Annotated in this window: 19 protein-coding genes; 9 read left to right on the top strand and 10 right to left on the bottom strand. The window is 66.6% G+C overall.

Translation table 11 applies throughout. The features are described 5' to 3' along the window. The first annotated feature begins 131 nt into the window (after positions 1-131). The 4 genes from G3545_RS18820 (at position 132) to holA (ending at position 6,179) form a co-directional block, all read left to right on the top strand. Positions 132-1,844: a sensor domain-containing diguanylate cyclase gene (locus G3545_RS18820; protein WP_170014791.1), complete on the top strand. Its 1,713-nt coding sequence runs from the start codon at positions 132-134 to the stop codon at positions 1,842-1,844. A 123-nt stretch (positions 1,845-1,967) separates the two neighbouring features. Continuing rightward, positions 1,968-4,580, top strand: coding sequence for a leucine--tRNA ligase (gene leuS, locus G3545_RS18815; protein WP_170014790.1), 2,613 nt, complete (start codon positions 1,968-1,970; stop codon positions 4,578-4,580). Beyond that, positions 4,567-5,145, top strand: coding sequence for a hypothetical protein (locus G3545_RS18810; protein ID WP_170014789.1), 579 nt, complete (start codon positions 4,567-4,569; stop codon positions 5,143-5,145). Before leuS ends, G3545_RS18810 begins: the two co-directional genes overlap by 14 nt. An 8-nt stretch (positions 5,146-5,153) precedes the next feature. Continuing rightward, the gene (holA, locus tag G3545_RS18805) at positions 5,154-6,179 is read left to right on the top strand and encodes a DNA polymerase III subunit delta (RefSeq protein ID WP_170014788.1); all 1,026 of its coding nucleotides are present in this window, start codon (positions 5,154-5,156) and stop codon (positions 6,177-6,179) included. Positions 6,180-6,352: 173 nt separating this feature from the next. Here the strand turns inward: holA and G3545_RS18800 are convergent, their stop codons facing one another. The 5 genes from G3545_RS18800 to mnmE all read right to left on the bottom strand — a co-directional run bounded on the left by G3545_RS18800 (position 6,353) and on the right by mnmE (position 12,525). Further along, positions 6,353-7,240: a ParB/RepB/Spo0J family partition protein gene (locus G3545_RS18800; RefSeq protein ID WP_170018157.1), complete on the bottom strand. Its 888-nt coding sequence runs from the start codon at positions 7,238-7,240 to the stop codon at positions 6,353-6,355. An 18-nt stretch (positions 7,241-7,258) separates the two neighbouring features. Next, positions 7,259-8,104 carry a ParA family protein gene (locus G3545_RS18795; protein ID WP_281411681.1) on the bottom strand — a complete coding sequence of 282 codons (846 nt, stop codon included), beginning with the start codon at positions 8,102-8,104 and terminating at the stop codon, positions 7,259-7,261. Continuing rightward, a complete protein-coding gene (rsmG, locus tag G3545_RS18790; RefSeq protein WP_170018155.1) occupies positions 8,101-8,793 on the bottom strand; it encodes a 16S rRNA (guanine(527)-N(7))-methyltransferase RsmG in 693 nt (230 codons plus the stop codon). Before rsmG ends, G3545_RS18795 begins: the two co-directional genes overlap by 4 nt. Before the next feature lie 62 nt (positions 8,794-8,855). After that, the gene (gene mnmG, locus G3545_RS18785; RefSeq protein WP_246702475.1) at positions 8,856-10,715 is read right to left on the bottom strand and encodes a tRNA uridine-5-carboxymethylaminomethyl(34) synthesis enzyme MnmG; all 1,860 of its coding nucleotides are present in this window, start codon (positions 10,713-10,715) and stop codon (positions 8,856-8,858) included. A gap of 436 nt (positions 10,716-11,151) precedes the next feature. Then, complete coding sequence (mnmE, locus tag G3545_RS18780; protein ID WP_170014787.1) at positions 11,152-12,525, bottom strand: tRNA uridine-5-carboxymethylaminomethyl(34) synthesis GTPase MnmE; 1,374 nt, start codon at positions 12,523-12,525, stop codon at positions 11,152-11,154. Between the two features lie 53 nt (positions 12,526-12,578). On the opposite strand from mnmE, the gene G3545_RS18775 reads away from it, so the two are divergent. Next, the gene (locus G3545_RS18775; protein WP_170014786.1) at positions 12,579-14,603 is read left to right on the top strand and encodes a thioredoxin domain-containing protein; all 2,025 of its coding nucleotides are present in this window, start codon (positions 12,579-12,581) and stop codon (positions 14,601-14,603) included. A gap of 393 nt (positions 14,604-14,996) precedes the next feature. Here the strand turns inward: G3545_RS18775 and G3545_RS18770 are convergent, their stop codons facing one another. The 5 genes from G3545_RS18770 to hemE all read right to left on the bottom strand — a co-directional run bounded on the left by G3545_RS18770 (position 14,997) and on the right by hemE (position 18,769). Beyond that, positions 14,997-15,371 carry a hypothetical protein gene (locus G3545_RS18770; RefSeq protein ID WP_170014785.1) on the bottom strand — a complete coding sequence of 125 codons (375 nt, stop codon included), beginning with the start codon at positions 15,369-15,371 and terminating at the stop codon, positions 14,997-14,999. Between the two features lie 15 nt (positions 15,372-15,386). Next, entirely contained in the window at positions 15,387-15,746 is a 360-nt protein-coding gene (locus G3545_RS18765) for a hypothetical protein (protein WP_246702474.1), read from the bottom strand. Positions 15,747-15,756: 10 nt separating this feature from the next. Beyond that, the gene (rho, locus tag G3545_RS18760) at positions 15,757-17,022 is read right to left on the bottom strand and encodes a transcription termination factor Rho (RefSeq protein WP_170014784.1); all 1,266 of its coding nucleotides are present in this window, start codon (positions 17,020-17,022) and stop codon (positions 15,757-15,759) included. A gap of 235 nt (positions 17,023-17,257) precedes the next feature. Further along, positions 17,258-17,632, bottom strand: a complete 375-nt coding sequence (locus G3545_RS18755; RefSeq protein WP_246702917.1) for a CopD family protein — start codon at positions 17,630-17,632, stop codon at positions 17,258-17,260. Between the two features lie 54 nt (positions 17,633-17,686). Further along, positions 17,687-18,769 carry a uroporphyrinogen decarboxylase gene (gene hemE / locus G3545_RS18750; RefSeq protein WP_170014782.1) on the bottom strand — a complete coding sequence of 361 codons (1,083 nt, stop codon included), beginning with the start codon at positions 18,767-18,769 and terminating at the stop codon, positions 17,687-17,689. Positions 18,770-19,071: 302 nt separating this feature from the next. On the opposite strand from hemE, the gene G3545_RS18745 reads away from it, so the two are divergent. Genes G3545_RS18745 through coaE form a run of 4 tightly spaced genes read left to right on the top strand, consistent with a single transcriptional unit; the run spans position 19,072 to position 22,010 of the window. Next, positions 19,072-19,935: a pyruvate, water dikinase regulatory protein gene (locus tag G3545_RS18745; RefSeq protein WP_170014781.1), complete on the top strand. Its 864-nt coding sequence runs from the start codon at positions 19,072-19,074 to the stop codon at positions 19,933-19,935. Continuing rightward, positions 19,935-20,555, top strand: coding sequence for a Maf family protein (locus G3545_RS18740; protein ID WP_170014780.1), 621 nt, complete (start codon positions 19,935-19,937; stop codon positions 20,553-20,555). The genes G3545_RS18745 and G3545_RS18740 overlap by 1 nt, the downstream gene beginning before the upstream one ends. 13 nt (positions 20,556-20,568) lie before the next feature. After that, positions 20,569-21,414, top strand: coding sequence for a shikimate dehydrogenase (locus G3545_RS18735; protein ID WP_170014779.1), 846 nt, complete (start codon positions 20,569-20,571; stop codon positions 21,412-21,414). Continuing rightward, complete coding sequence (gene coaE / locus G3545_RS18730) at positions 21,411-22,010, top strand: dephospho-CoA kinase (RefSeq protein ID WP_170014778.1); 600 nt, start codon at positions 21,411-21,413, stop codon at positions 22,008-22,010. Before G3545_RS18735 ends, coaE begins: the two co-directional genes overlap by 4 nt. The last annotated feature ends 6 nt before the right edge of the window (positions 22,011-22,016 follow it).

The following is a 22,016-nucleotide window of genomic DNA, read 5'->3' as shown; positions in this document are numbered from 1 at the left end:
GAAATCCGCGCGAAATGCCGAACAAAGTCCACAAAGACACCGCCGCTAGCACTGGTTTAAGCGTTTCTCTGGCACATTTGCCGTAGCGGCTGAAATCCGTCCGTGGCGCGAGGAGCGGTGCGGCGACAGACATGACCATGGCGATTCCAAGGAGCGGCAAAGCCGCCAACGACCGAACCGATGCGGGCGGTGCCGAGACCAGCCGCCACGAAGTGACCCGTGTCGGCCGGACCAGCCTGCGTTACCGCCTTATCGCCCTTGTCGCGCTCGGTCTTGCCTTGCTCATTGCCGAACGCGTGACCAGCATCAGCGCCGACCGCGACGACAAGCTCCGGGCGGTGCGCCAGCACGTGCTCGACCTTACCGACCGCGGCATGGGTCAGTACCTGGAGACGCTGTCCTCGGTACGGAGCACGCTGCAGGTCGCCACGCTGGATGCCGCCGCGATGCTGGCCAATCCGCAGGCCTGCGGCCGGCTGGAGCGGATCGTCGAGATGGAGCCGGCCATCGCCTCGCTCTCGATCATCGGGCCCGATGGCATCGTCGCCTGCTCCAGCAACCCGGTGGCACGCTGGCTCGACCTGTCGGACCGCGAATATGTGCAGATCGCGCTGCGCGGCGTGTTCAATATCAGCAGCGTCGTGCGCAACATGCTGAGCGGCAATCCGAGCATCATGGCCGCGCAGCCGGCGGTCGACGATGACGGCAATGTCACCGCGGTGGTGCTGGCCCGCGTCGAGCTTGACCTGCTGTTCCCGCTATCCATCATCTCCGAGCTCGATCTCAGTGCCGTCGTGCTGATGATCGATCCGCGCGGCACGGTCATCACCGCCTATCCCGACACCAAGCAGCTCGCCGGCACGGATATCAGTGCGATCCCCCTGGTCGCCACCATGCTCGGCCGCTCGGAAGGCACCACCATCACCACCGGCCCGGACCGCGTGAGGCGCATCTATGGCTTTCGCCGCCTGCCCGGGAGCAACATACGCCTCGCTGTCGGCCTCGACGCCGCCCGTGTGATGGAGCCGGTGAACACCGCCACCTGGCGCGCGGCCACCACCTTCCTCGCCGCCTGCGCGCTGATCTTCATCGGCCTCTGGTTCGCCGGCGAGCGCCTGGTGGTGCGGCCGGTGCAGATGCTTGCCGCACGGTTTGCCCGCTTCGGGCGCGGCGAGACCGAGGCCTCTGCGGACCCCGCGCCGAACATCGTCGAGCTCGAACCGCTGATCGCCGCCTTCGGCGCCATGTCGCGCCAGCTCACGCAGCGCGAGATGGCACTGCGCGACGCCAACAGCCGGCTCTCCACCTTGGCGAGCCTCGATCCGCTGACCGCGGTCGCCAATCGGCGGGCCTTCGACCAGAAGCTCGAGGCGCACTGGAACGGCAAGGCGCCGCGCATCGCGCTGCTGATGATCGATGTCGACAACTTCAAGGAATTCAACGACCACTATGGCCATGGCGAGGGCGATACGTGCCTGCGCCGCATTGCCGCCTCGCTCGGCGCGGCGGTGCGCGGCTCCGATCTCGTCGCCCGGCTTGGCGGCGAGGAGTTCGCCGTGCTGATGCCGGGCAGCGACCTCACCGTTGCCGAGGAGGTGGCGACCCGCCTTCGCTTCGCTGTCGAGACCCTCGACATCCGCCACGCCAGCGCGCCCGGCGGGCGCGTCACCGTGAGCGTCGGCGTTGCCGCCTGCTGGCTCGACCAGGGCTACACGGAGGCCGATCTGCTCGACGCCGCCGACAAGGCGCTCTATGCGGCCAAGCACGCCGGACGCAACACCGTCCGCTCGGGCAACATGGTGCGTACCGCGCTCGACGACACCCGGCCGGCACGCTCGGCATGAGAGCGGCACGCACGGTTCGCCGACGGCGGCGAACGCCTTGGCACGGCTGACCTCCAAGGTTGACCTGACCTTCGAGTTCGTGTCCTAGTCCGCCGCAAATCGACAGGCTTTATTAGAAAACCGATGAGCACCGAGCGTTACAATGCCCGCGAGGCCGAGCCCCGCTGGCGCAAGGTCTGGGACGACCGCGGCATCTTCCGCACCCGCAATGAGGACGCGCGTCCCAAATATTATGTGCTCGAGATGTTCCCCTACCCGTCGGGGCGCATCCATATCGGCCATGGCCGCAACTATGTGATGGGCGACGTCGTCGCCCGCTTCAAGCGGATGAAGGGCTTCAATGTCCTGCACCCGATGGGCTGGGACGCCTTCGGCCTGCCGGCCGAGAACGCCGCCATCGAGCGCAAGTCGCATCCGCGCGAATGGACCTACGAGAACATCGAAACCATGCGCGAGCAGCTCAAGCTGCTCGGCCTCTCGCTCGACTGGTCGCGCGAGATCGCGACCTGCGACCCCTCCTATTATGGCGAGCAGCAGCGCATCTTCCTGCAGCTGATGAAAGCCGGCTTCGTCTATCGCAAGGAGAGCGAGGTCAATTGGGATCCGGTCGACAACACCGTGCTCGCCAATGAGCAGGTGATCGACGGCCGCGGCTGGCGCTCGGGCGCGCTGGTGGAGCGCCGCAAGCTGGCGCAGTGGTTCTTCCGCATCACCGCGCTCGCCAAGGAGCTGCTGGACGGCCTCGACACGCTGGAGCGCTGGCCGGACAAGGTGCGGCTGATGCAGCGCAACTGGATCGGCCGCTCCGAGGGCCTGCACGTCCGCTTCGGCATCGAGAACCCGCCGGTGGGCGGGCCGAACGAAATCAAGGTCTATACGACGCGGCCGGACACGCTGTTCGGCGCCTCCTTCATTGCGCTGTCGCCGGGCCATCCGCTGGCCGAGCAGCTCGCGCAGCGCTCATCCGCGCTCGGCGCCTTCATCGAGGAGTGCCGGCGTGGGGGCACCTCGACCGCCGAGATCGAGACCCAGGAGAAGATGGGCTTCGACACCGGGCTCAAGGTGCGCCACCCGCTCGGCGGGCCGCATCTGCCGGTCTATGTCGCCAATTTCGTGCTGATGGAATACGGCACCGGCGCCATTTTCGGCTGCCCGGCGCACGACCAGCGCGACCTCGACTTCGCCCGCAAATACGGCCTGCCGGTCACCCCCGTGGTGTTGCCGCCAGGCGCAGACCCGGCCGTCTTCGAGGTCGGCAATATCGCCTATGATGGCGAGGGCACGCTGGTTCATTCCGGCTTCCTGAACGGGCTGTCGATTCCGGACGCCAAGGAAGCGGTGGCGGTACGCCTGGAGAAGGAACCGCTCGGCAATGAGCCGGTCGGCGAGCGTGCGGTGAATTACCGTCTGCGCGACTGGGGCATTTCCCGCCAGCGCTACTGGGGCTGCCCGATCCCGGTGATCCATTGCGAGGCCTGCGGCATCCAGCCGGTGCCGGAAGCCGAACTGCCGGTGCGCCTGCCGGACGACGTCTCCTTCGATGCGCCCGGCAACCCGCTGGACCGCCACCCGACCTGGAAGCATGTCGCCTGCCCGCATTGCGGCGGCGCGGCGGTGCGCGAAACCGACACCATGGACACCTTCGTGGATTCGTCCTGGTATTTCGCCCGCTTCGCCTCCGAGCCGGGCGAGGCGCCGCTCTCCAAGGAAGCCGCCGACAAGTGGCTGCCGGTCGACCAGTATATTGGCGGCATCGAGCACGCTATCCTGCATCTGCTCTATTCGCGCTTCTTCATCCGTGCGCTCAGCACGGTCGGCCGGCTGTCGCTGGAGGAGCCGTTCGCGGGCCTGTTCACGCAAGGCATGATCGTCCACGAGACCTACAAGGACGAGGGCGGCCGCTGGCTGTTCCCCGAAGAGGTGGAGCGGCGCGACGACGGCAGCGCGGTGAAAATCGGCACCAATGAGCCGGTGACGATCGGCGCGCCCGAAAAGATGTCGAAGTCGAAGAAGAACGTGGTGCCGCCGGAGACCGTCGCCGACACTTACGGCGTCGATTGCGCGCGCTGGTTCATGCTCTCCGACACCCCGCCCGAGCGTGACCGCGAATGGACCAGCGCCGGCATCGAGGGCGCCTGGCGCTTCCAGCAGCGCATCTGGCGGCTCATCAATGAGGCCGTCGAGCTGGTGCCGGATGCAGAGCCGACGCACCCCGATGCTTTCGGAGCCGAATCGACCGCGCTGCGCCGCGCCGCCCATACGCTGGCCGCTGAAGTCGAAAGCGACATTGAGCGCCTGCATTTCAACAAGGCGGTCTCACGGGTGCACAGTTTCGTCACTGTGTTCGGCGATGCGCTGGTTGCCGCACGCAATGGCGAGCCGGTGGCCGATCTCGCCTTCGCGGTGCGCGAGGCCGCGCAATTCCTGGCGCTCGCCATCGCGCCCATGGTGCCGCACCTCGCCGAGGAATGCTGGGCTGCGCTCGGCAAGGCCGGCCTCGTCAGCCAGGCCGGCTGGCCCGGCATTGAGCCGGCGCTGCTCGCGGCCGACACCGTTACGCTGCCGATTCAGATCAACGGCAAGCGTCGCGCCGACATCACCGTGCCCGTCGCCGCCACCCCTGCCGAGGTCGAGAACGCGGTGCTCGCGCTCGATGCAGTGGTGAAGGCACTCGACGGACGCGCCCCGAAGCGTATCATCGTGGTTCCTCAGAGGATCGTGAATGTCGTCGCTTGACCGCCGCCCTTCCCGTCCGGCCGCCAGTCGCCGGCGTTTTCTCGGCTTTGCCGGAGCTGGCCTTCTGGCGCTCGCTTCGGCCGGCTGCTTCCAGCCCATGTATGCCGAGAGCACGCCGGGCGGTGGGCCCGGCCTGCGCGACAAGCTCGGCGACGTCGAAGTGGTGTTCGCCGACGGCCGCCTCGGCAATGAGGTGCGCAACGACCTGATCTTCGAGCTCACCGGCGGCTCGGGCAATCCCTCGGGCGCACCCTATCGCCTGGTGATGCGCGTCACCGACAACACCGCAGCCGCCATTGTCGATCCAGTCAGCGGCCTTCCGGAGGTCGAGCTGGTCTCGGTCGACGTCAATTGGCAGCTGTTCGAGGCCGGTGGCGACGAGAAGAACAAGAAGCCGCTCACCCAGGGCAACGCCTTCGGCAAGGCCTCGATCGACAGCGGCTATCAGCGATTCGCGCGCGCCCGCGCGATTCGCGACGCGCAGAACCGTTCCGCCCGCGTCGCCGCCGAAACCATTCGCGGCCAGCTCGCTTCCTGGTTCATGACCCGGACCCCGAAGAGCTGAGCTGGTAGATGACAGCGGTCCGGCCGGCGGAGGTCGATGCCGTCCTCTCCCGCATCGATCCGCTGCGGCCGGTGATCCTGCTCTATGGCCCGGATTCCGGCCTGGTGCGCGAGCGCGCCCAGACCTATCTCAAGCGCGCGCTTGCGGGCACGGATGATCCGTTCGGCCTCATCCGCCTCGATGGCGACGAACTCGCCGGCAATCCGGTCCGGCTGATCGAGGAAGCGTCCACCGTGGCGCTGTTCGGCGGGCGGCGGGTGGTCTCGCTCCGGGTCGGCGGCAAGAACATCGTTCCGGCGCTGGAGCCGGTGCTGGCGTCGCCGCCCTCGGACGCGATCATCGTCATCGAAGCCGGCGACCTCAAGAAGGGCGCGCCGCTGCGTTCGCTCGGCGAATCCTCGCCCCGGGTCGCTGCCATCGCCTGCTATGCCGACACCGATCGAGACGTGGCACGCCTCATCGACACCATGGTCGCGGAGGCCGGATTGTCGATCGAGCGCGATGCCCGCACCGACCTCATGGCGCTGCTCGGCGGCGACCGGCTCGCCTCGCGCGGCGAGATCGCCAAGCTGATCCTCTATGCGACCGGCGATACGCGGATTACCGGCGCTCATGTGCGCGCCATTGTCGGCGACGCCTCGAACCTCGCGCTCGACGATATTTCCGACGCTGCCTTGGCGGGGAATGGGCGCGATGCCGCAAGCGCCTTCGCCAAGGCGATGGGCGAAGGCATCCGCCCCGATGCCGTGCTCGGCGCCACCAGCCGCGCCGCCCAGGGGCTGCATATGCTGCGGCTGAATGTCGAGAATGGCGGCAGTATCGAGCGCGCCATCGAGAGCGCGCGTCCGGCCATCCATTTCCGTCGCCGGCCGCTGGTGGAAGCGGCGCTGCGCAACTGGACCGCGGCGCGGTTGGCGAACGCGTTCGTGACGCTTGACGAGGCCCTGTTGGCGGCCCGGCGCAACGCTGGGCTAGCACCTGCGATCGCCGAGCGGGCCCTGCTCAGCCTCGCCTCTGCGGCACGGCGAGGGTGAGGAATTGGTGGACCGTCATCCTGAGGCGCGAGCGCCAGCGAGCCTCGAAGGATGCTGAAGCAGAAGACGGCCATCGGGACGGACATCCTTCGAGGCTCGGGCGACGCCCGAGCACCTCAGGATGACGTTACACCTCGAGCCGAGATAGATTGTTGCGTAGGCGAATCTATTTCTTAGCCGGCTGCGAGGCGCCGACAGACCTCTTCGAGCTGATCCAAAGAGGAATAGCGGATGCGGATTTCGCCGCCATCGCCTTCATGGCGCAGGGCGACCGCAAGGCCCAGCGCGTCAGACAGCCGCCGCTCCAGAGCGCGGGTATCGGCGTCGAGCTCCATCTTCGGCTTGCGCGGCTTGCCTTCGGCCCTCGCCTTGGCGACAGTCAGTTCCTGGGCCAGCGCTTCGACCGCGCGTACATTCATGCCGCGCTCGACAATGGCGTGCGCCAGTGTCTCAGGGTCCTCCTGGGTAAGCAGCGCGCGGGCGTGGCCGGCGGAGAGCCGGCCATCGGCAAGATAGGCCTTCACCGGCTCGGGCAGCTTCAGAAGCCGCGTCGTATTGGCGACATGGCTGCGGCTCTTGCCGATGATGCGCGCCACTTCATGCTGCGAATAGCCGAACTGGTCGGCCAGCATCTGGTAGCCCGCTGCCTCTTCCAGCGGGTTGAGGTCGGCGCGCTGCACGTTCTCGATGATCGCGATCTCCAGCGCCTGGCGGTCATCGACCTCGACGACGACGATCGGCACCTCGTGCAGGCCGGCGATCTGTGCGGCGCGCCAGCGGCGCTCACCGGCAACGATCTCATAGGCATCGCGCGCATCTTCAACGACACGCACCACGATCGGCTGGATGATGCCGCGCTCGCGGACCGAATTCGCGAGCTCCGCGAGTTCCTCATCGCCGAAGGTCCGGCGCGGATTGCGCGGGTTCGGCCGGAGGAACGCCGCGGGAACCTTGCGCTGACCGCCGCGCGGCTTCTCGGCAACAGCGCTCTCCGCGCCGACATCGCCAATCAACGCTGCGAGCCCGCGGCCTAGCCGGGAGCGCCCACCATCATCCGCCATTGCCATTGGTGATTCTCCCTATGCTGCGCGCAGGCTGCGTTCGCGCTGGATGATTTCGGATGCGAGACGGAGATAGGCCTGCGATCCGACGCACTTCAAATCGTACAGCAGCACCGGTTTACCGTAGGACGGCGCCTCGGACACCCGGACATTGCGCGGAATGATCGTCTCATAGACCTTGTCGCCCATGAATTGACGAACATCGGCAACCACTTGAGCCGACAGATTGTTGCGCGCATCGAACATGGTGAGGACGATGCCGTGGATGGTCAGCTCGGGATTCAACGTCGTGCGCACCTGGTCGACGGTCTTGATCAGTTGCGAAAGCCCCTCGAGCGCGAAGAACTCGCACTGCAGCGGCACCAGAATGGCGTTCGCCGCCGCCATGGCGTTGATGGTGATGAGATTCAGCGACGGCGGGCAATCGATCAGCACATAGGAGTAGCGAACGGAATCGTTTCGCTCTTGAATCGAAGACTCGTCCTGATTGAGGACTCGAATGGCGTTGCGCAGCCGGAACGGCCGATCCCTGGCAGTGGCGATTTCCAGTTCGAGCCCGGAGAGATCCATGGTCGAAGCCGCGATATGCAGCCGCGGCACCGCAGTCTCCAGCACGGCGTCGCGCAGCTTGGCTTCGCCGGTCAGTACGTCATAGGTCGAGATCCGCCGGCTGGCGCGATCAATGCCGAGACCGGTCGACGCATTGCCCTGCGGATCGAGATCGACGATCAGCACCGTCTCGCCGATCGCGGCCAAGGCGGTACCGAGATTAATGGCAGTGGTGGTCTTGCCGACGCCACCCTTCTGGTTGGCGAGTGCCAGTACACGCGGCACGCTGGCCGGCGAGGAAGACAGCTCTGTCATGGCGTCCGTCCTGGGTGAGACCGAAGATGTGAAGCGGCTTCAGTGACGATCCGCTCGGCCCGGCGCACGATCAGCACGCGCCCGCTCCGGTCCGTTCGGCTTTCAACAACCGAGGCATCGACATTCCAAGATTTAGTTGCCTCGGTCAATTCGTTATCAACATCTTGTCCTTTGAGAAAAAGCCCGAGTGCGCCCTGCGCAATGAATGGCTCGGCCAGCGGCAACAACTTCGGCAATGGCGCAAGCGCGCGGGCCGACACCACCTCGACCCCGGCAGCGATCCGCGGCCCCACCTGCTCGATACGAGCCGGCAACACCGTGACAGGAAGTTCGACGATCCGCGCCGCCTCACGCAGGAATGCGGCCTTGCGGGTGTCGCTCTCGACCAATGTCACGTCGGCGTCCGGCAGGTCCGCCAATACGGCCGCGACTACCAATCCGGGGAAGCCGCCGCCGCTGCCGAGATCGACCCAGCGCCTCACCTCCCCGGCCAGCGGGACGAGCTGAAGCGAATCCGCGACGTGGCGGGTCCAGAGCTGCGGCAAGGTCGCAGGCGCTACCAGATTGATGGTGCGCTGCCACTTCTCCAGCAACGCGACGATGGCGTCGAGCCGACCTCCTGTTTCACGTGAAACAGGACACAGCGCGAGAGCATGTTCCCGATCGGACGAATCAGTCGGTGAGATCATGCAACATGTATAACGCAGAACACTCACGCGCGCTCGCGCGCGAGAGGAACTGGCCTGCGTGATTAACGCGCTTTGCGGGCGTGCGCCGCGATGAGCGCCAGGGCCGCCGGCGTCATCCCATCGATGCGTCCAGCCTGGCCGATGGAACGGGGGCGAATCGAATCCAGCTTCGCCTTGATCTCATTGGAGATTCCGCTCATGGCCCGATAGTCCAGCGCGTCCGGCAATTCGGCGCCTTCGTCCCGCCGGTAGGAAGCGATGTCAGCCTGCTGCCGATCAAGATACACCGCATATTTGGCGTCGATCTCGACCTGCTCGCCAATGCTGCCCCGAATCTCCGCCGATTCCGGCCAGATGCGGACGATGTCGGCCCAGCCAAGATGCGGATAGGACAACAGGTCGAAGGCGCTGCGCCGTTGCCCGTCGCGATTCAGAACGAGCCCGAACCGATCGCCTTCGCTCGGGGTGATCGACACCGAACTGGCCCAGGCCCGCGCCGCATCCAGCGCCGTCCGCTTCGCGTCGAACCTGCCGGCCCGCTCCGCTCCGACGCAGCCGAGCGCTGCTCCGCGCTCGGTCAGGCGCTGGTCCGCATTGTCAGCACGGAGCGACAGCCGGTACTCGGCCCGCGAGGTGAACATGCGATAGGGCTCGCTCACGCCGCGCGTTACCAGATCGTCGATCATGACGCCGATATAGGCCTCGGCCCGATCGAAGGTGATGCCATCCGCCGCGCCCGCCCGGCGCGCCGCATTCAGTCCGGCGACGAGGCCCTGGGCAGCCGCCTCCTCATAGCCGGTGGTGCCGTTGATCTGGCCGGCCAGGAACAGGCCGGGCGCGCGCTTCAATTCCAGCGTCGGCTCAAGCTCGCGCGGATCGACATGGTCGTACTCGATGGCATAGCCCGGTCGCAACATGGCCACCCGCTCCAGCCCGGGGATGGTCGCCAGCAGCGCCAGCTGTACATCCTCCGGAAGCGAGGTGGAGATGCCGTTCGGATAGACCGTCGGATCGTCCAACCCTTCCGGCTCCAGGAAAATCTGGTGTCCGTCGCGCTCGCCGAAGCGGACGATCTTGTCCTCGATGGACGGGCAATAGCGCGGGCCGATGCTCTGGATGTTTCCGGAGTACATCGCCGAGCGGCCGATATTGGCACGGATCACGGCGTGGGTTTCCGGCGTAGTCCGGGTTACGCCGCACGAGATCTGGGGCGTGGTGATCCGCTCGGTCAGGGTCGAGAACGGCTCCGGCGGCTCGTCGCCGGGCTGCATCTCCAGGCTGGCCCAGTCGATGGTGCGCCCGTCGAGCCGAGGCGGCGTGCCGGTCTTCAGGCGGCCGAGCTGCACGCCGAGCCGTTCCAGCGTGGTGGAGAGCCCGAGTGCCGGCTTCTCGCCCATGCGCCCGGCCGGCGTCTGCTTGTCGCCGATGTGGATGAGCCCGCGCAGAAAGGTCCCGGTGGTCAGCACCACGGCGCCAGCCGCCAGCTCGCGTCCGTCGAGCAGCCGGACGCCCGCGGCGCTGCCGTCGCTTAGCACCAGATCGTCCGCCTCGCCTTCGACGACGAACAGGTTCGGCTGCGAATCGATCGCCGCCTGCATCGCCGCGGCGTAGAGCTTGCGGTCGGCCTGGGCGCGCGGGCCGCGCACCGCCGGCCCCTTGCGACGGTTCAGCACGCGGAACTGGATGCCGCCGGCGTCGGCGACGCGGCCCATTAGCCCGTCCAGCGCATCGACCTCACGTACCAGATGGCCCTTGCCGAGCCCGCCGATTGCCGGATTGCAGGACATGGCGCCGATGGTGGCGCGCTTATGGGTGACGAGTGCGGTGCGTGCGCCGAGCCGCGCCGCGGCCGCCGCGGCCTCGCAGCCAGCATGGCCGCCGCCGACCACGATCACGTCAAAGGAGAGAGCCACATCGTCCATGGAAGTCGCGCCTGTCGGGATGAGGCATCTCGAAACCCCCTTTCGCGGCCGGCGTCAAGTTGGCCGGGTTAGGCGAGGGTGATTCACGTGAAACAATGGCAATCAGAACCACGTCATCCTGAGAGCCTGATAGAAAATTCGGCGCGATACCGGAACCACCTCATCCTGAGGTGCTCGGGCAAAGCCCGAGCCTCGAAGGATGCTCGTTTGCGGGCACAGGCGCTCTGTTTCAGCATCCTTCGAGGCCGCCTGCGGCGGCACCTCAGGATGAGGTCGTCTATTTTGAGTCAGGCTCTGAGGCGCCGCGAAGCGGCCTCGAAGGATGCCCACCCCGGATGGGGGCCCACTGCTTCAACATCCTTAGGCTCGCTACCGCTCGCGCCTCAGGATGACGTTCTAGCCGGCCAGGCGCTGTTTCACGTGAAACGCGGCGCTCTCACTTCCCAATGCAGAACTCACGAAACACCACGTCGAGCAGATCGTCGGTATCGATCCGCCCGGTAATCCGCCCGATGGCATGGGCGGCGCGGCGCAGTTCCTCAGCCAGCAGTTCGTCGCTCAAGCCATCCCAGGCCGCAAGTGCCTCCGCGAGATGCCCGGCCGCCTCCCCTGCCGCAGCACGATGCCGCTCCCGGATCAGCACCGGATGTTCCGCACCAGCGACGCGCGCCGCGGTCCATTCCGTCAGCGAATCGATGAGCGCCGGAATGCCCACGCCCGTCTTGGCGGAAAGGCTGAGCGTGCAGTTCGCCCAGATTGGGTGGCTCGGCACTGGCGCCCTCGCTGCGTCGCTCTTGTTCGAAACCAGCCACAGCGCCGCGCCCTCGCTCGCCAGCATGTCCGGGTGCGTGCCGGGCGCCGGACCGGCCGACGCATCATGCACCCACAGCACCAGATCGGCCCGCGCAATGCGCTCACGCGCGCGGCGGATGCCCTCGGCCTCGACCACACCCGACGCCTCACGTAGACCGGCGGTGTCGATCAGCGCCACTCGATGCCCGGCGAGGTCGAGCGCCACCTCAAGCACGTCCCGCGTGGTGCCCGGCTCATCGGAGACGATGGCGACGTCCCGCGCCGCCAGCGCATTCATCAGCGAGGACTTGCCGGCGTTCGGCAGGCCGGCAATGGCGATGGTCGCGCCCTCGCGCAGCAGTCCGCCGCGGCGATCGGCGAGTGCGGCCGTGAGTTCGGCGTGCAGCACCTCGACCTCTGGCCGCGCCGCCGCGCGGGTCTCCGCCGGAATGTCGTCCTCATCCGGAAAGTCGATGCCGGCCTCGATCAGCGCCATGGCGCGAACGAGGCGAGCTCGCCACTGCTCGGCGCGCTGACCGAGATGGCCAAAGGCGTGGGCAAAGGCGAGACGGCGCTGGCCCTCGGTGTCGGCGGCGATCAGATCGGCCAGGCCCTCCACAGCGCTGAGGTCCATGCGGCCATTGAGGAAGCCGCGCCGGGTGAACTCGCCAGCGTCCGCCGGCCGCACGCCGGGCACCGCTAACAGCGCGCCGAGCACGGCGGCGACCACGGCACGGCCGCCGTGGATCTGGAACTCCGCCATGTCCTCACCGGTCGCCGAGGCGGGCGCGGGGAACCACAGCACTAGCCCTTCATCGAGCCGCTCGAGGCTCGAAGGGTGCCGCAGCTTCGCCAGCAAGGCGCGGCGCGGCTCGGGCAGCTTGCCCGCGAGCGCCCGCACCGCCTCCCCCGCCTGCGGGCCGGAAACGCGGATCACCGCCACCGCGGCGCGGCCCGAACCCGTCGAGACCGCGGCAATGGTGTCGGGTGAATTCCCGCTTTGCTGATGTGCACGCACCCGCTACGCCCTATCTAACCGCCATATTCCGCTATCCGCGCCAGGAGCCGCCCTTGCCCAACCGCCTGAAGGACGCCGCCAGCCCCTATTTGCTCCAGCACAAGGACAATCCGGTCGACTGGTGGCAATGGGGCCCGGAGGCCTTTGCCGAGGCCCGCGCCAGCGGACGGCCGGTGCTGCTTTCCATCGGCTACGCCGCCTGCCATTGGTGCCATGTCATGGCCCATGAGAGCTTCGAGGACACCGAGACCGCCGCCGTGATGAACGAGCTTTTCGTGAACATCAAGGTGGATCGCGAGGAGCGGCCGGAGGTCGACCAGATCTACATGTCCGCGCTCCAGCATCTAGGTGTGCAGGGCGGCTGGCCGATGACCATGTTCCTTGACGACGAGGGCGCGCCGTTCTGGGGCGGCACCTATTTCCCGAAAGAGGCCCGCTACGGCCAGCCGGCCTTCACCGATGTGCTCGCCACCATGGCCCGGGTCTATGCCGAGCGCGACCCGCGCATCATCCAGAACCGCGCCGCCATCCTCGCCAAGCTGACCGAGAAGGCGCGGCCCGCAGGCAAGGTCACGATCGGGCTCAATGAGCTCGACGACGTCGCCTCCCGCATTTACGGCATCATGGATCCCGAGCATGGTGGGCTGAGGGGCGCCCCGAAATTCCCCAATACGCCGTTCCTGGAATTGCTGTGGCGCGCCCACGAGCGGCGCCCGCGCGAGACGTTCCGCAACGCCGTGCTCGATGCGCTGCACGGCATGAGCGAGGGCGGCATCTACGACCACATCGGTGGCGGCTATGCCCGCTACTCGGTCGATGAGCGCTGGCTGGTGCCGCACTTCGAGAAGATGCTCTACGACAATGCCCAGCTGCTGGAATTGCTGGCACTGGCCTTCAACGCCACTGGCGCTCCCCTCTTCCGCGAGCGCGCCGAGGAGACGGTCGGTTGGCTGCTGCGAGAGATGGTGACGGAGGATGGCGCCTTTGCCGCCAGCCTCGACGCCGATTCCGAAGGCCATGAGGGCCGCTATTATGTCTGGACGCTGAAGGAAATTCTCGCCGCGCTCGGCGCGGAGGATGCCGAGTTCTTCGCCCGCCACTACGACATCCAGCCCTTCGGCAATTGGGAGGGCGTTTCGATCCCGAATCGACTGATGCCCAAGGAGCGCACCGGCGCTGAGGAGATCCGCCTCGCCATGCTGCGCGACAAGCTCCTGAAAGTCCGCGAGGCACGCGTCCGGCCTGGGCTCGACGACAAGGTGCTGGCCGACTGGAACGGGCTGATGATCGCCGCTCTGGCCGACGCCGCGATGCGGCTGGATCGGCCGGAATGGCTGGGGCCGGCCAAGCGCGCCTTCCGTTTCATCGCCGAATCGATGACGCGTGGAGACAATGCCGAGCGCCTCGGCCATAGCTCGCGGGACGGCCGGCTGGTGTTTCCGGGCCTGTCATCGGACTACGCGGCCATGATCCGGGCAGCGCTGGCGCTGCACCAGGCGACCAATGAGACCGACTATCTCAACCTTGCCGTCAAATGGAGCGCATCGCTGGAGGCCCACCACTCCCATCCGGAGGGCGGCTACTTCTTCACGGCGGATGATGCGGAGGGGCTGATCCTGCGCCCGGATTCGACTATCGACGATGCCGTCACCAATCCGAATGCCCTCGCCGCCCGCAATCTGATGCGGCTCGCCGTGGTGACTGGCGACGATGCCTATCTCGCCCGGCTTGATCACCTGTTCGACGGCCTGCTGCCGCGGGTGGCGCCAACCCTCTACAGCCATGCCGGCCTGCTGAACGCGCTCGACACCCGCCTGCGCGCGCCGCAGATCGTCGTGGTCGGTCCGCAAGGCGAGGCCGCCGACGCGCTGCTGGCGGCGTCCTTCCGCCTGCCGCGGGTCGATGTCGTGGTGCAGCGGGTCAGCAATCCCGCGGCGCTCCCCTCGGGCCACCCTGCCCGGGAGAAGGCCGAGGCGGTGGCCGGCGTCGCCGCCTTCGTCTGCGAAGGCACGGTGTGCTCGCTGCCGGTTACGGAACCGAATCGGCTACTCGAAGTGGCGACGTCGGGCTTGGTGTGACGTCACCCCCTGCTCGAACATCGTCGTCCCGGTCCCACGGGTCTTGCCTTAGGCAAGCCCGAGGACAGGCTCCGGCGAAGCCACCGAGCCGGGATCGGCGCCGCTGAAGAGCGTTTGCGCGATCCCGGACCGGCCTCGCGGCCGTCCGGGATGACGTCTCGAAGAGTGGGGACAAGCCTGTGGAAAACTTCGGCATAAAATCACCCGAACCTCACAGCGCCCCGCAAATGGCCCGTGGAGTCACAAGCGCCCTTTCAGGCATCTATCCTCGTCTGACGCCTTAAATCGCCGTCCCGAGTCAATTGTGGGGACCGATATTTCGCAGGCGAATCGAACTAAGAGACTCGCGCTGGTTGCATTGGTGGACGTGACCTCGATGATAAGACGGCTACCTTACTTCGAATCACGTGAACGCATCGCCAATCGTCGCCACGCGGTAATTACTAACGGCACCATCACGGCACCCGATGTCCATAGATAGGCTTGGGCGACGTAGCCTGGACCAAGCTCATTCCTGATTGCAGGACCGAGAGCCGGGTCGTTCAGTTCGACCAAAATTCCGAACGAGGCAACGGAGGCGAACGCGGCCACAACTAGCGGCAGCCACCAGCGCAGCATGCCCGCGCCCCAACTTAGGCAAGCCACCACGACCGCATAAACCCAGAATATCTCCGGAGCAGATTGCTTGTCCGCAACCTCACCCATCGCCAGCGTTGATCCGGAGAATAAGAGAGCAAGGGCAAGTGCGAGTGCGAGTTGTCTGGCCATCGGCCGCTACCCGAACTAACGAAGTCTGGCCATGCGAATATTCGCGAACATCAGCGGCACGACGACCAGCAGCGCACTGCACAGATCGGCCTGAAGTATGTAGCCGGCTCCAAGTTCATCACGAACGGCCGGACCAATGATTGGATCGCCCAGCTCGGCGATCAGCTCGGAGGCGAGGAACGCCACCGGAGCCCAGATCAGCAGCGGCAGCCACCAGCGGCGGCACGCCATCACCCAGCTCATGCCCGCCACGGCGATGACGGCGAGCCATAGCGCCCCGCTCGCCGGCTCCCGATCGGAGACGCCGGCGGCAGCGGGCGCGGCCGAGACGAGCCACGCAGCAAGGATCATCAACATGAACCGCCGCGCGCCCATCCCGCATGCCTCATGTGTTCATGGAGTCGAAGAAGTCGCCATTCGTCTTGGTCTGGCGCAATTTGTCGAGCAGGAACTCGATAGCGTCAACCGTGCCCATCGGATTGAGGATGCGCCGCAACACATACATCTTCTTCAGCACGTCGCTCGGTACCAGCAGCTCCTCCTTGCGGGTGCCGGAGCGGGTGATGTCGATCGCCGGGAACACGCGCTTGTCGGAGACCTTGCGGTCGAGGATGACTTCGGAGTTACCTGTGCCCTTGAACTCCTCGAAGATCACTTCGTCCATGCGCGAGCCGGTCTCGATCAGCGCGGTCGCGATGATGGTCAGCGAGCCGCCCTCCTCGATATTGCGCGCCGCACCGAAGAAGCGCTTGGGGCGCTGCAGGGCGTTGGCATCGACACCGCCGGTCAACACCTTGCCGGAGGACGGCACCACGGTGTTGTAGGCGCGCCCGAGACGGGTGATCGAATCCAGCAAAATGACGACATCGCGCTTGTGCTCGACCAGGCGCTTGGCCTTCTCGATCACCATCTCCGCGACCTGGACGTGGCGGGCGGCCGGCTCGTCGAAGGTGGAGGAGACCACCTCGCCCTTCACCGAGCGCTGCATGTCGGTGACTTCCTCCGGCCGCTCGTCGATGAGCAGCACGATGAGGTAGCACTCCGGGTGATTCGTGGTGATGGACTGCGCGATGTTCTGCAGCAGCACGGTCTTGCCGGTGCGCGGCGGGGCGACGATGAGGCCGCGCTGGCCTTTGCCGATCGGCGCCACGATATCGATGATCCGCGCCGAGAAATCCTTGCGGGTCGGGTCTTCGAGCTCGAGCTTCAGCCGCTCGTCGGGATAGAGCGGCGTGAGGTTGTCGAAATTGATCTTGTGCCGGATTTTCTCCGGGTCTTCGAAATTGATGGTGTTGACCTTGAGCAGGGCGAAGTAGCGCTCGCCATCCTTCGGCGAGCGGATCTGCCCTTCGACGGTGTCGCCGGTGCGCAGGCCGAAGCGGCGAATCTGCGACGGCGAGACATAGATGTCGTCCGGCCCCGGCAAATAATTCGCATCGGGCGAGCGCAGGAAGCCGAACCCGTCGGACAGGATCTCGACCACGCCCTCGCCGATGATGTCGGTCTCGCGGGCGGCAAGCTGTTTCAATATGGCGAACATCAGCTCCTGCTTGCGCAGCGTGCTGGCATTCTCGACCTCAAGCTCTTCGGCAAAAACCAGAAGTTCGGCCGGATTCTTGGACTTGAGGTCCTGAAGTTTCATTTCCCCCATGGGGAAGCCTCGGAAGTTGGGAGAGCGTAAAGGTGGACCTCTAGCGGGCACCCGGACGCGTCAGGAGAAAGGAAGGCGCTGGTCTGCGGAGCGGCACCGGTTTCGTCCGGAACCCGTCCGGCGCACGCGCCGGTGTCTGGAGCGACATCAGGCAGGTCTGTGCGTCAGCCAGCTTGGTGGAAGGCATCGGCAACATAGGCAAAGCAGCGAGTCGGCGCAAGCCCACCGGAAATGTTTAGAAAGGCTTCACCACGACCAGGATGACGATGCCTATCATCAGCACCGTCGGCACCTCGTTGGCGATGCGGTAGAAGCGCGCGGAGCGGGTATTCCGGTCGAGCTGGAAGTCGCGCACCCGGGCGGTGAGGAAACCGTGCACGGCGCTCATCGCCAGCACCAGCAGGAATTTCACGTGAAACCAGCCGGATAGATACCAGCCGCCATCCCAGGCGAGATAGAGCCCGGCCAGCCAGGTGACGCCCATCGCCGGATTGATGATGGCCTTGAGCAGCCGCTGTTCCATCACCTTGAAGGTCTCGGACTGCGGCGAGCCCGGCGGCGCCTCGCAATGATAGACCATCAGCCGCGGCAGATAGAGCATCCCCGCCATCCAGGAGATGACCGCGAGGATGTGCAGCGCCTTGATCCATTCATAGAGCACGGCTCAGCCCCGCAACCGTTTCAGCATGTGCTCGACATGGGAGATCGGGGTTTCCGGACGGATGCCGTGGCCGAGATTGAAGATATGGGCAGCGCCGCGGAAATCGTCGAGGACGCGGTCTATCCCCTGATCGAGCGCCCGGCCACCGGCAATCAGTCGCAGCGGATCGAGATTGCCCTGCAGCGCCACCCGGGCACCAAGGGCCGAGCGCACCGCCCGGCGATCCACGGTCCAGTCGAGCCCGATCGCATCGACGCCCGCCTCATTGACCAGCGCCGTCAGCCCGGGAAGCGTCGCCCCCTTGGGAAAGCCGATCACCTTGGCATCGGGGATTTTCACCCGCACCGCGCGGACGATCCGGGCGATCGGCTGGACGCTCCAGCGCACGAACTCTTCGGGGCTGAGCACGCCGGCCCAGCTGTCGAAGATCTGCACCGCGTCGGCTCCAGCCTTGAGCTGGCCGATCAGATAGGCGCTGGAGGTCTCGACCAGCCGATCGATCAGCGCCTCGAAGAAGATGGGATCGCGCATCATGGCAAGCCGCGCCGGCGCCTGGTCGTCGCTGCCGCGGCCGGCGATCATGTAGGTCGCCACCGTCCAGGGCGCACCGCAGAAGCCCAGCAGCGCGGTCTCCTTCGGCAAGTCCGCGCGGATTCGGGCCACCGCCTCATAGACCTTGCCGACCTTGGCGGGATCCAGCTCGGTGGCGAGGCGGCCGAGATCATCCACGGTCCCGGTGGTGGAAAGCCTTGGCCCCTCGCCGGCCTCGAAGCGCAGCTCGCAGCCCAGCGCATGAGGAACCACGAGGATGTCCGAGAACAGGATCGCCGCATCGAAGCCGAAGCGGCGGATCGGCTGCAACGTCACCTCGGTGGCAAAGTCCGGCGTGTAGCACAGCGTCAGGAAATCGCCGGCCTTCTCGCGCAGCGCCCGATACTCCGGGAGGTAGCGCCCGGCCTGGCGCATCATCCAGACGGGAACCCTCACAGGCACATGGCCGTTGAGGGCCTGGAGCAATGGATTCTCACCCACCCGGAGGCCGGCTTTCTCCTGGTCCTGCGGGAAGCCATCCCCCGGTCTCTTCATCTTTTATAAATCTCTTTCAATGAGAGTCTTTTGAGTCTGTGCCTGCGAATTAGCCGGGTTACGCCGATCCGGCAACCAATCCCCAGCCTGTCCTTTCGCGCGCCCCGCGCTGGGCGGGGAATCTCAATTCCTTAACAAGACGTTACCAGGCCGGCTCGGCTTCTCCCCTGCATTCACGCACAGCCCTTCCACGCCATCCCCAACCGGGTCGCCTGTGGAGGGAAAATGCCACTATCCCCAGCCCGCCCTTGCCAGCCGGGCGATGCCGTGGCTTTTTCGCACCTCTGTACACAGGCCTGTGGATGACCGGCGTGAGCGATGCCGCCCGCACTGCGGAAAGCTATTTCCATCTCCATCTCGTCTCGGATTCGACCGGCGAGACGCTGATCAGCGTCGGCCGCGCCGCCGCGGCGCAGTACAGCCATGTGAAGCCGATCGAGCACATCTATCCGCTGATCCGCACCCAGAAGCAGCTCGACAAGGTGATCGGCGATATCGAGGCCTATCCCGGCATGGTGCTCTATACGATCACCGATATCGAGCTGCGCGAGCGGCTGAAGCTCTATTGCCAGCGCAACGGCGTGCCGGTGCTCTCGGTATTGGCTCCGGTGGTGCGGCTGTTCCAGGCCTATCTCGGCGGTACCCCGACCCCGCGCGTCGGCGGCCAGCACCAGCTCGACGGCGATTATTTTCGCCGTATCGATGCGATGAACTACACGGTGATGCACGATGACGGCCAGCACACGGACGGGCTCGAGGAAGCCGACGTCGTGCTGCTCGGCATCTCCCGTTCGTCCAAGACCCCGACCAGCATCTATCTCGCCAATCGCGGCATCAAGACCGCCAATATTCCGCTGGTGCCCAACATGCCGGTACCGCCCGGGCTGCCGCTGTTGAAGCGACCGCTCATCGTCGGGCTGGTGGCGAGCGCCGAGCGGGTGGTGGAGATCCGCCGCAACCGCCTGCTCGGGCTGAACGCGGTGCAGCCGAACGACGCCTATATCGACCGCGAGGCGGTGGCCGAGGAGATCGCCTTCTCCCGCCGGCTCTGCGCACGCAATGACTGGCCGGTGATCGACGTCACCCGGCGCTCCATCGAGGAAACCGCGGCGGCAATCATCGGCCTGTTGCAGGAGCACCGTCGCAAGGCCGCGGAAGCCGACTGATGACCCACCCGGTAAATCCGCTCTGGCGCGGCACTGCGCCGCTCCTCCTGGCCTCGAAGAGCGCGGCGCGGCGGGCACTGCTGGAAGCCGCGAAGCTGCCGTTCGAGATCCTCGGCGTCGAGGTCGACGAGCGCGCGGTCGAAGCCGAGGCCCCCGAGGACGGGCCGGATGGTGTCGCCCGGCGGCTGGCGCGGGAGAAGGCGCTGGCCGGCAGCCGCCTGCGGCCGGATGCGCTGGTGATTGGCGCGGACCAGACGCTGGCACTCGGCAGCGAGAGCTTCCACAAGCCGGTGGATCGGGACGCGGCGAGGGCCCAACTCGCTCGTCTCGCCGGCCGCACCCATGCGCTGCATTCCGCCGTGGCGCTGGCCCGTGACGGCGCGATCGTGTTTGACACGGTAGAAGCGGCGCACCTCACCATGCGGCCGTTGCAACCATCGAGCCTGGACGCTTATCTCGATGCCGCCGGCGACGCGGTGCTGGGCAGCGTCGGCGGCTACCAGCTCGAAGGGCTGGGCATCCATCTGTTCGAGCGGATCGAGGGGGCGCATTCCGTGATCCTCGGCCTGCCGCTGCTGCCTCTGCTCGGCTTCCTCCGCAGGGAAAGCGTACTGCTGTGAAAGGTGTGCTGCCGTGATTCGCCGCGCCTGCGTCATCGGCCATCCCGTCGCCCATTCCCGCTCGCCGCTGGTCCATGGCTATTGGCTGGCGCAGCACGGCATTGACGGCTCATACGGCCTCGAGGACGTGGCACCGGAGGCGATCGACGGCTTTCTCAACACCTTGAGCGATCGGGGCTATGTCGGCGCCAATGTCACCGTGCCGCACAAGGAAGCCGCCTTCCGTGCCGCCGCGGAGCTGGACAAGGACGCCGCCGCCCTCGGCGCGGTGAACACGCTCTGGTACGAGGCCGGCCGGCTGCACGGCGCCAATACCGATGTCTATGGCTTCCTTGCCAATCTCGATGCCGGCGAGCCGGAATGGCAGCGCGCGCTCGGCGAGGCGGTGGTGCTCGGCGCCGGCGGTGCGGCGCGTGGCATCATTCACGGGCTGCTCGGCCGCGGCGTCGATCGTATCGCGGTGGCCAACCGCACCTTCGAGCGCGCCGAGGCGCTGCGCGCGCAGTTCGGGCCGAAGGTCGTGCCGGTACAATGGCGCGACATGCCCGGCTGGCTGAACAGCACAAGGTTGCTGATCAACACCACCTCGCTCGGCATGAAGGGCCAGCCGCCGCTCGATATCGACTTGTCCCTGGTCTCGCCCGACGCGGTGGTGACGGATGCGGTTTATGTGCCGCTGGAAACGCCGCTTTTGCGTGCCGCCAAGGCCCGCGGCATCGCCACCATTGATGGGCTCGGCATGCTGCTGCACCAGGCGGTGCCGGGCTTCGAGCGCTGGTTCGGGGTGCGGCCGAAGGTGACGCCGGAGCTTCGCGCCCTCGTCGTCGCCGACCTCGCGGCCAAAGGCCAACTCGTGTGACGGCGAAACTCCCGTTCCGGCTCGGCCTGACCGGCTCCATCGGCATGGGCAAATCGACCACCGCCGGCCTGTTCCGCGAACTCGGGGTGCCTGTGCACGATGCCGACGCCGCGGTCCACGAGATTTACGGTGCGGAGGGTGTCGCTCCGGTCGAAGCCGCCTTTGCCGGCGTTGCGGTCGAGGGCCGCATCGATCGCGGCCTTCTCGGCGCCCGCGTGCTCGGCGATGACACGGCGATGAAACGCCTTGAAACCATCGTGCATCCGCTCGTGCGGGCGCGGGAGGTTGCCTTTCTGGAACAGGCGCGGCGCGACGGCGCGCCCATCGCCGTGCTGGACATCCCGCTGCTCTATGAGACCGGAGCCGAGGGCAGGGTCGACGCCGTCGTTGTGGTCTCGGCGCCGGAATCTGTGCAGCGCGAGCGGGTTCTTGCCCGTCCGGGCATGACGGAAGGAAAATTCGCGGCGATTCTGTCGCGGCAAGTGCCCGATTCGGAAAAGCGCCGCCGGGCCGATCATGTCATCGATACCAGCCGCGGCCTGGACGCGGCACGCGCGCAGGTGGCGGCGCTGCTGAAGCAGCTGGCGAAGGATTAGGACGGC

The organism is Starkeya sp. ORNL1, from assembly GCF_012971745.1.
In the GTDB taxonomy this organism is placed as follows: domain Bacteria; phylum Pseudomonadota; class Alphaproteobacteria; order Rhizobiales; family Xanthobacteraceae; genus Ancylobacter.
The sequence above is the reverse complement of the archived record's forward strand: the minus strand, read 5'-3'. Positions and strand labels throughout refer to the sequence as shown.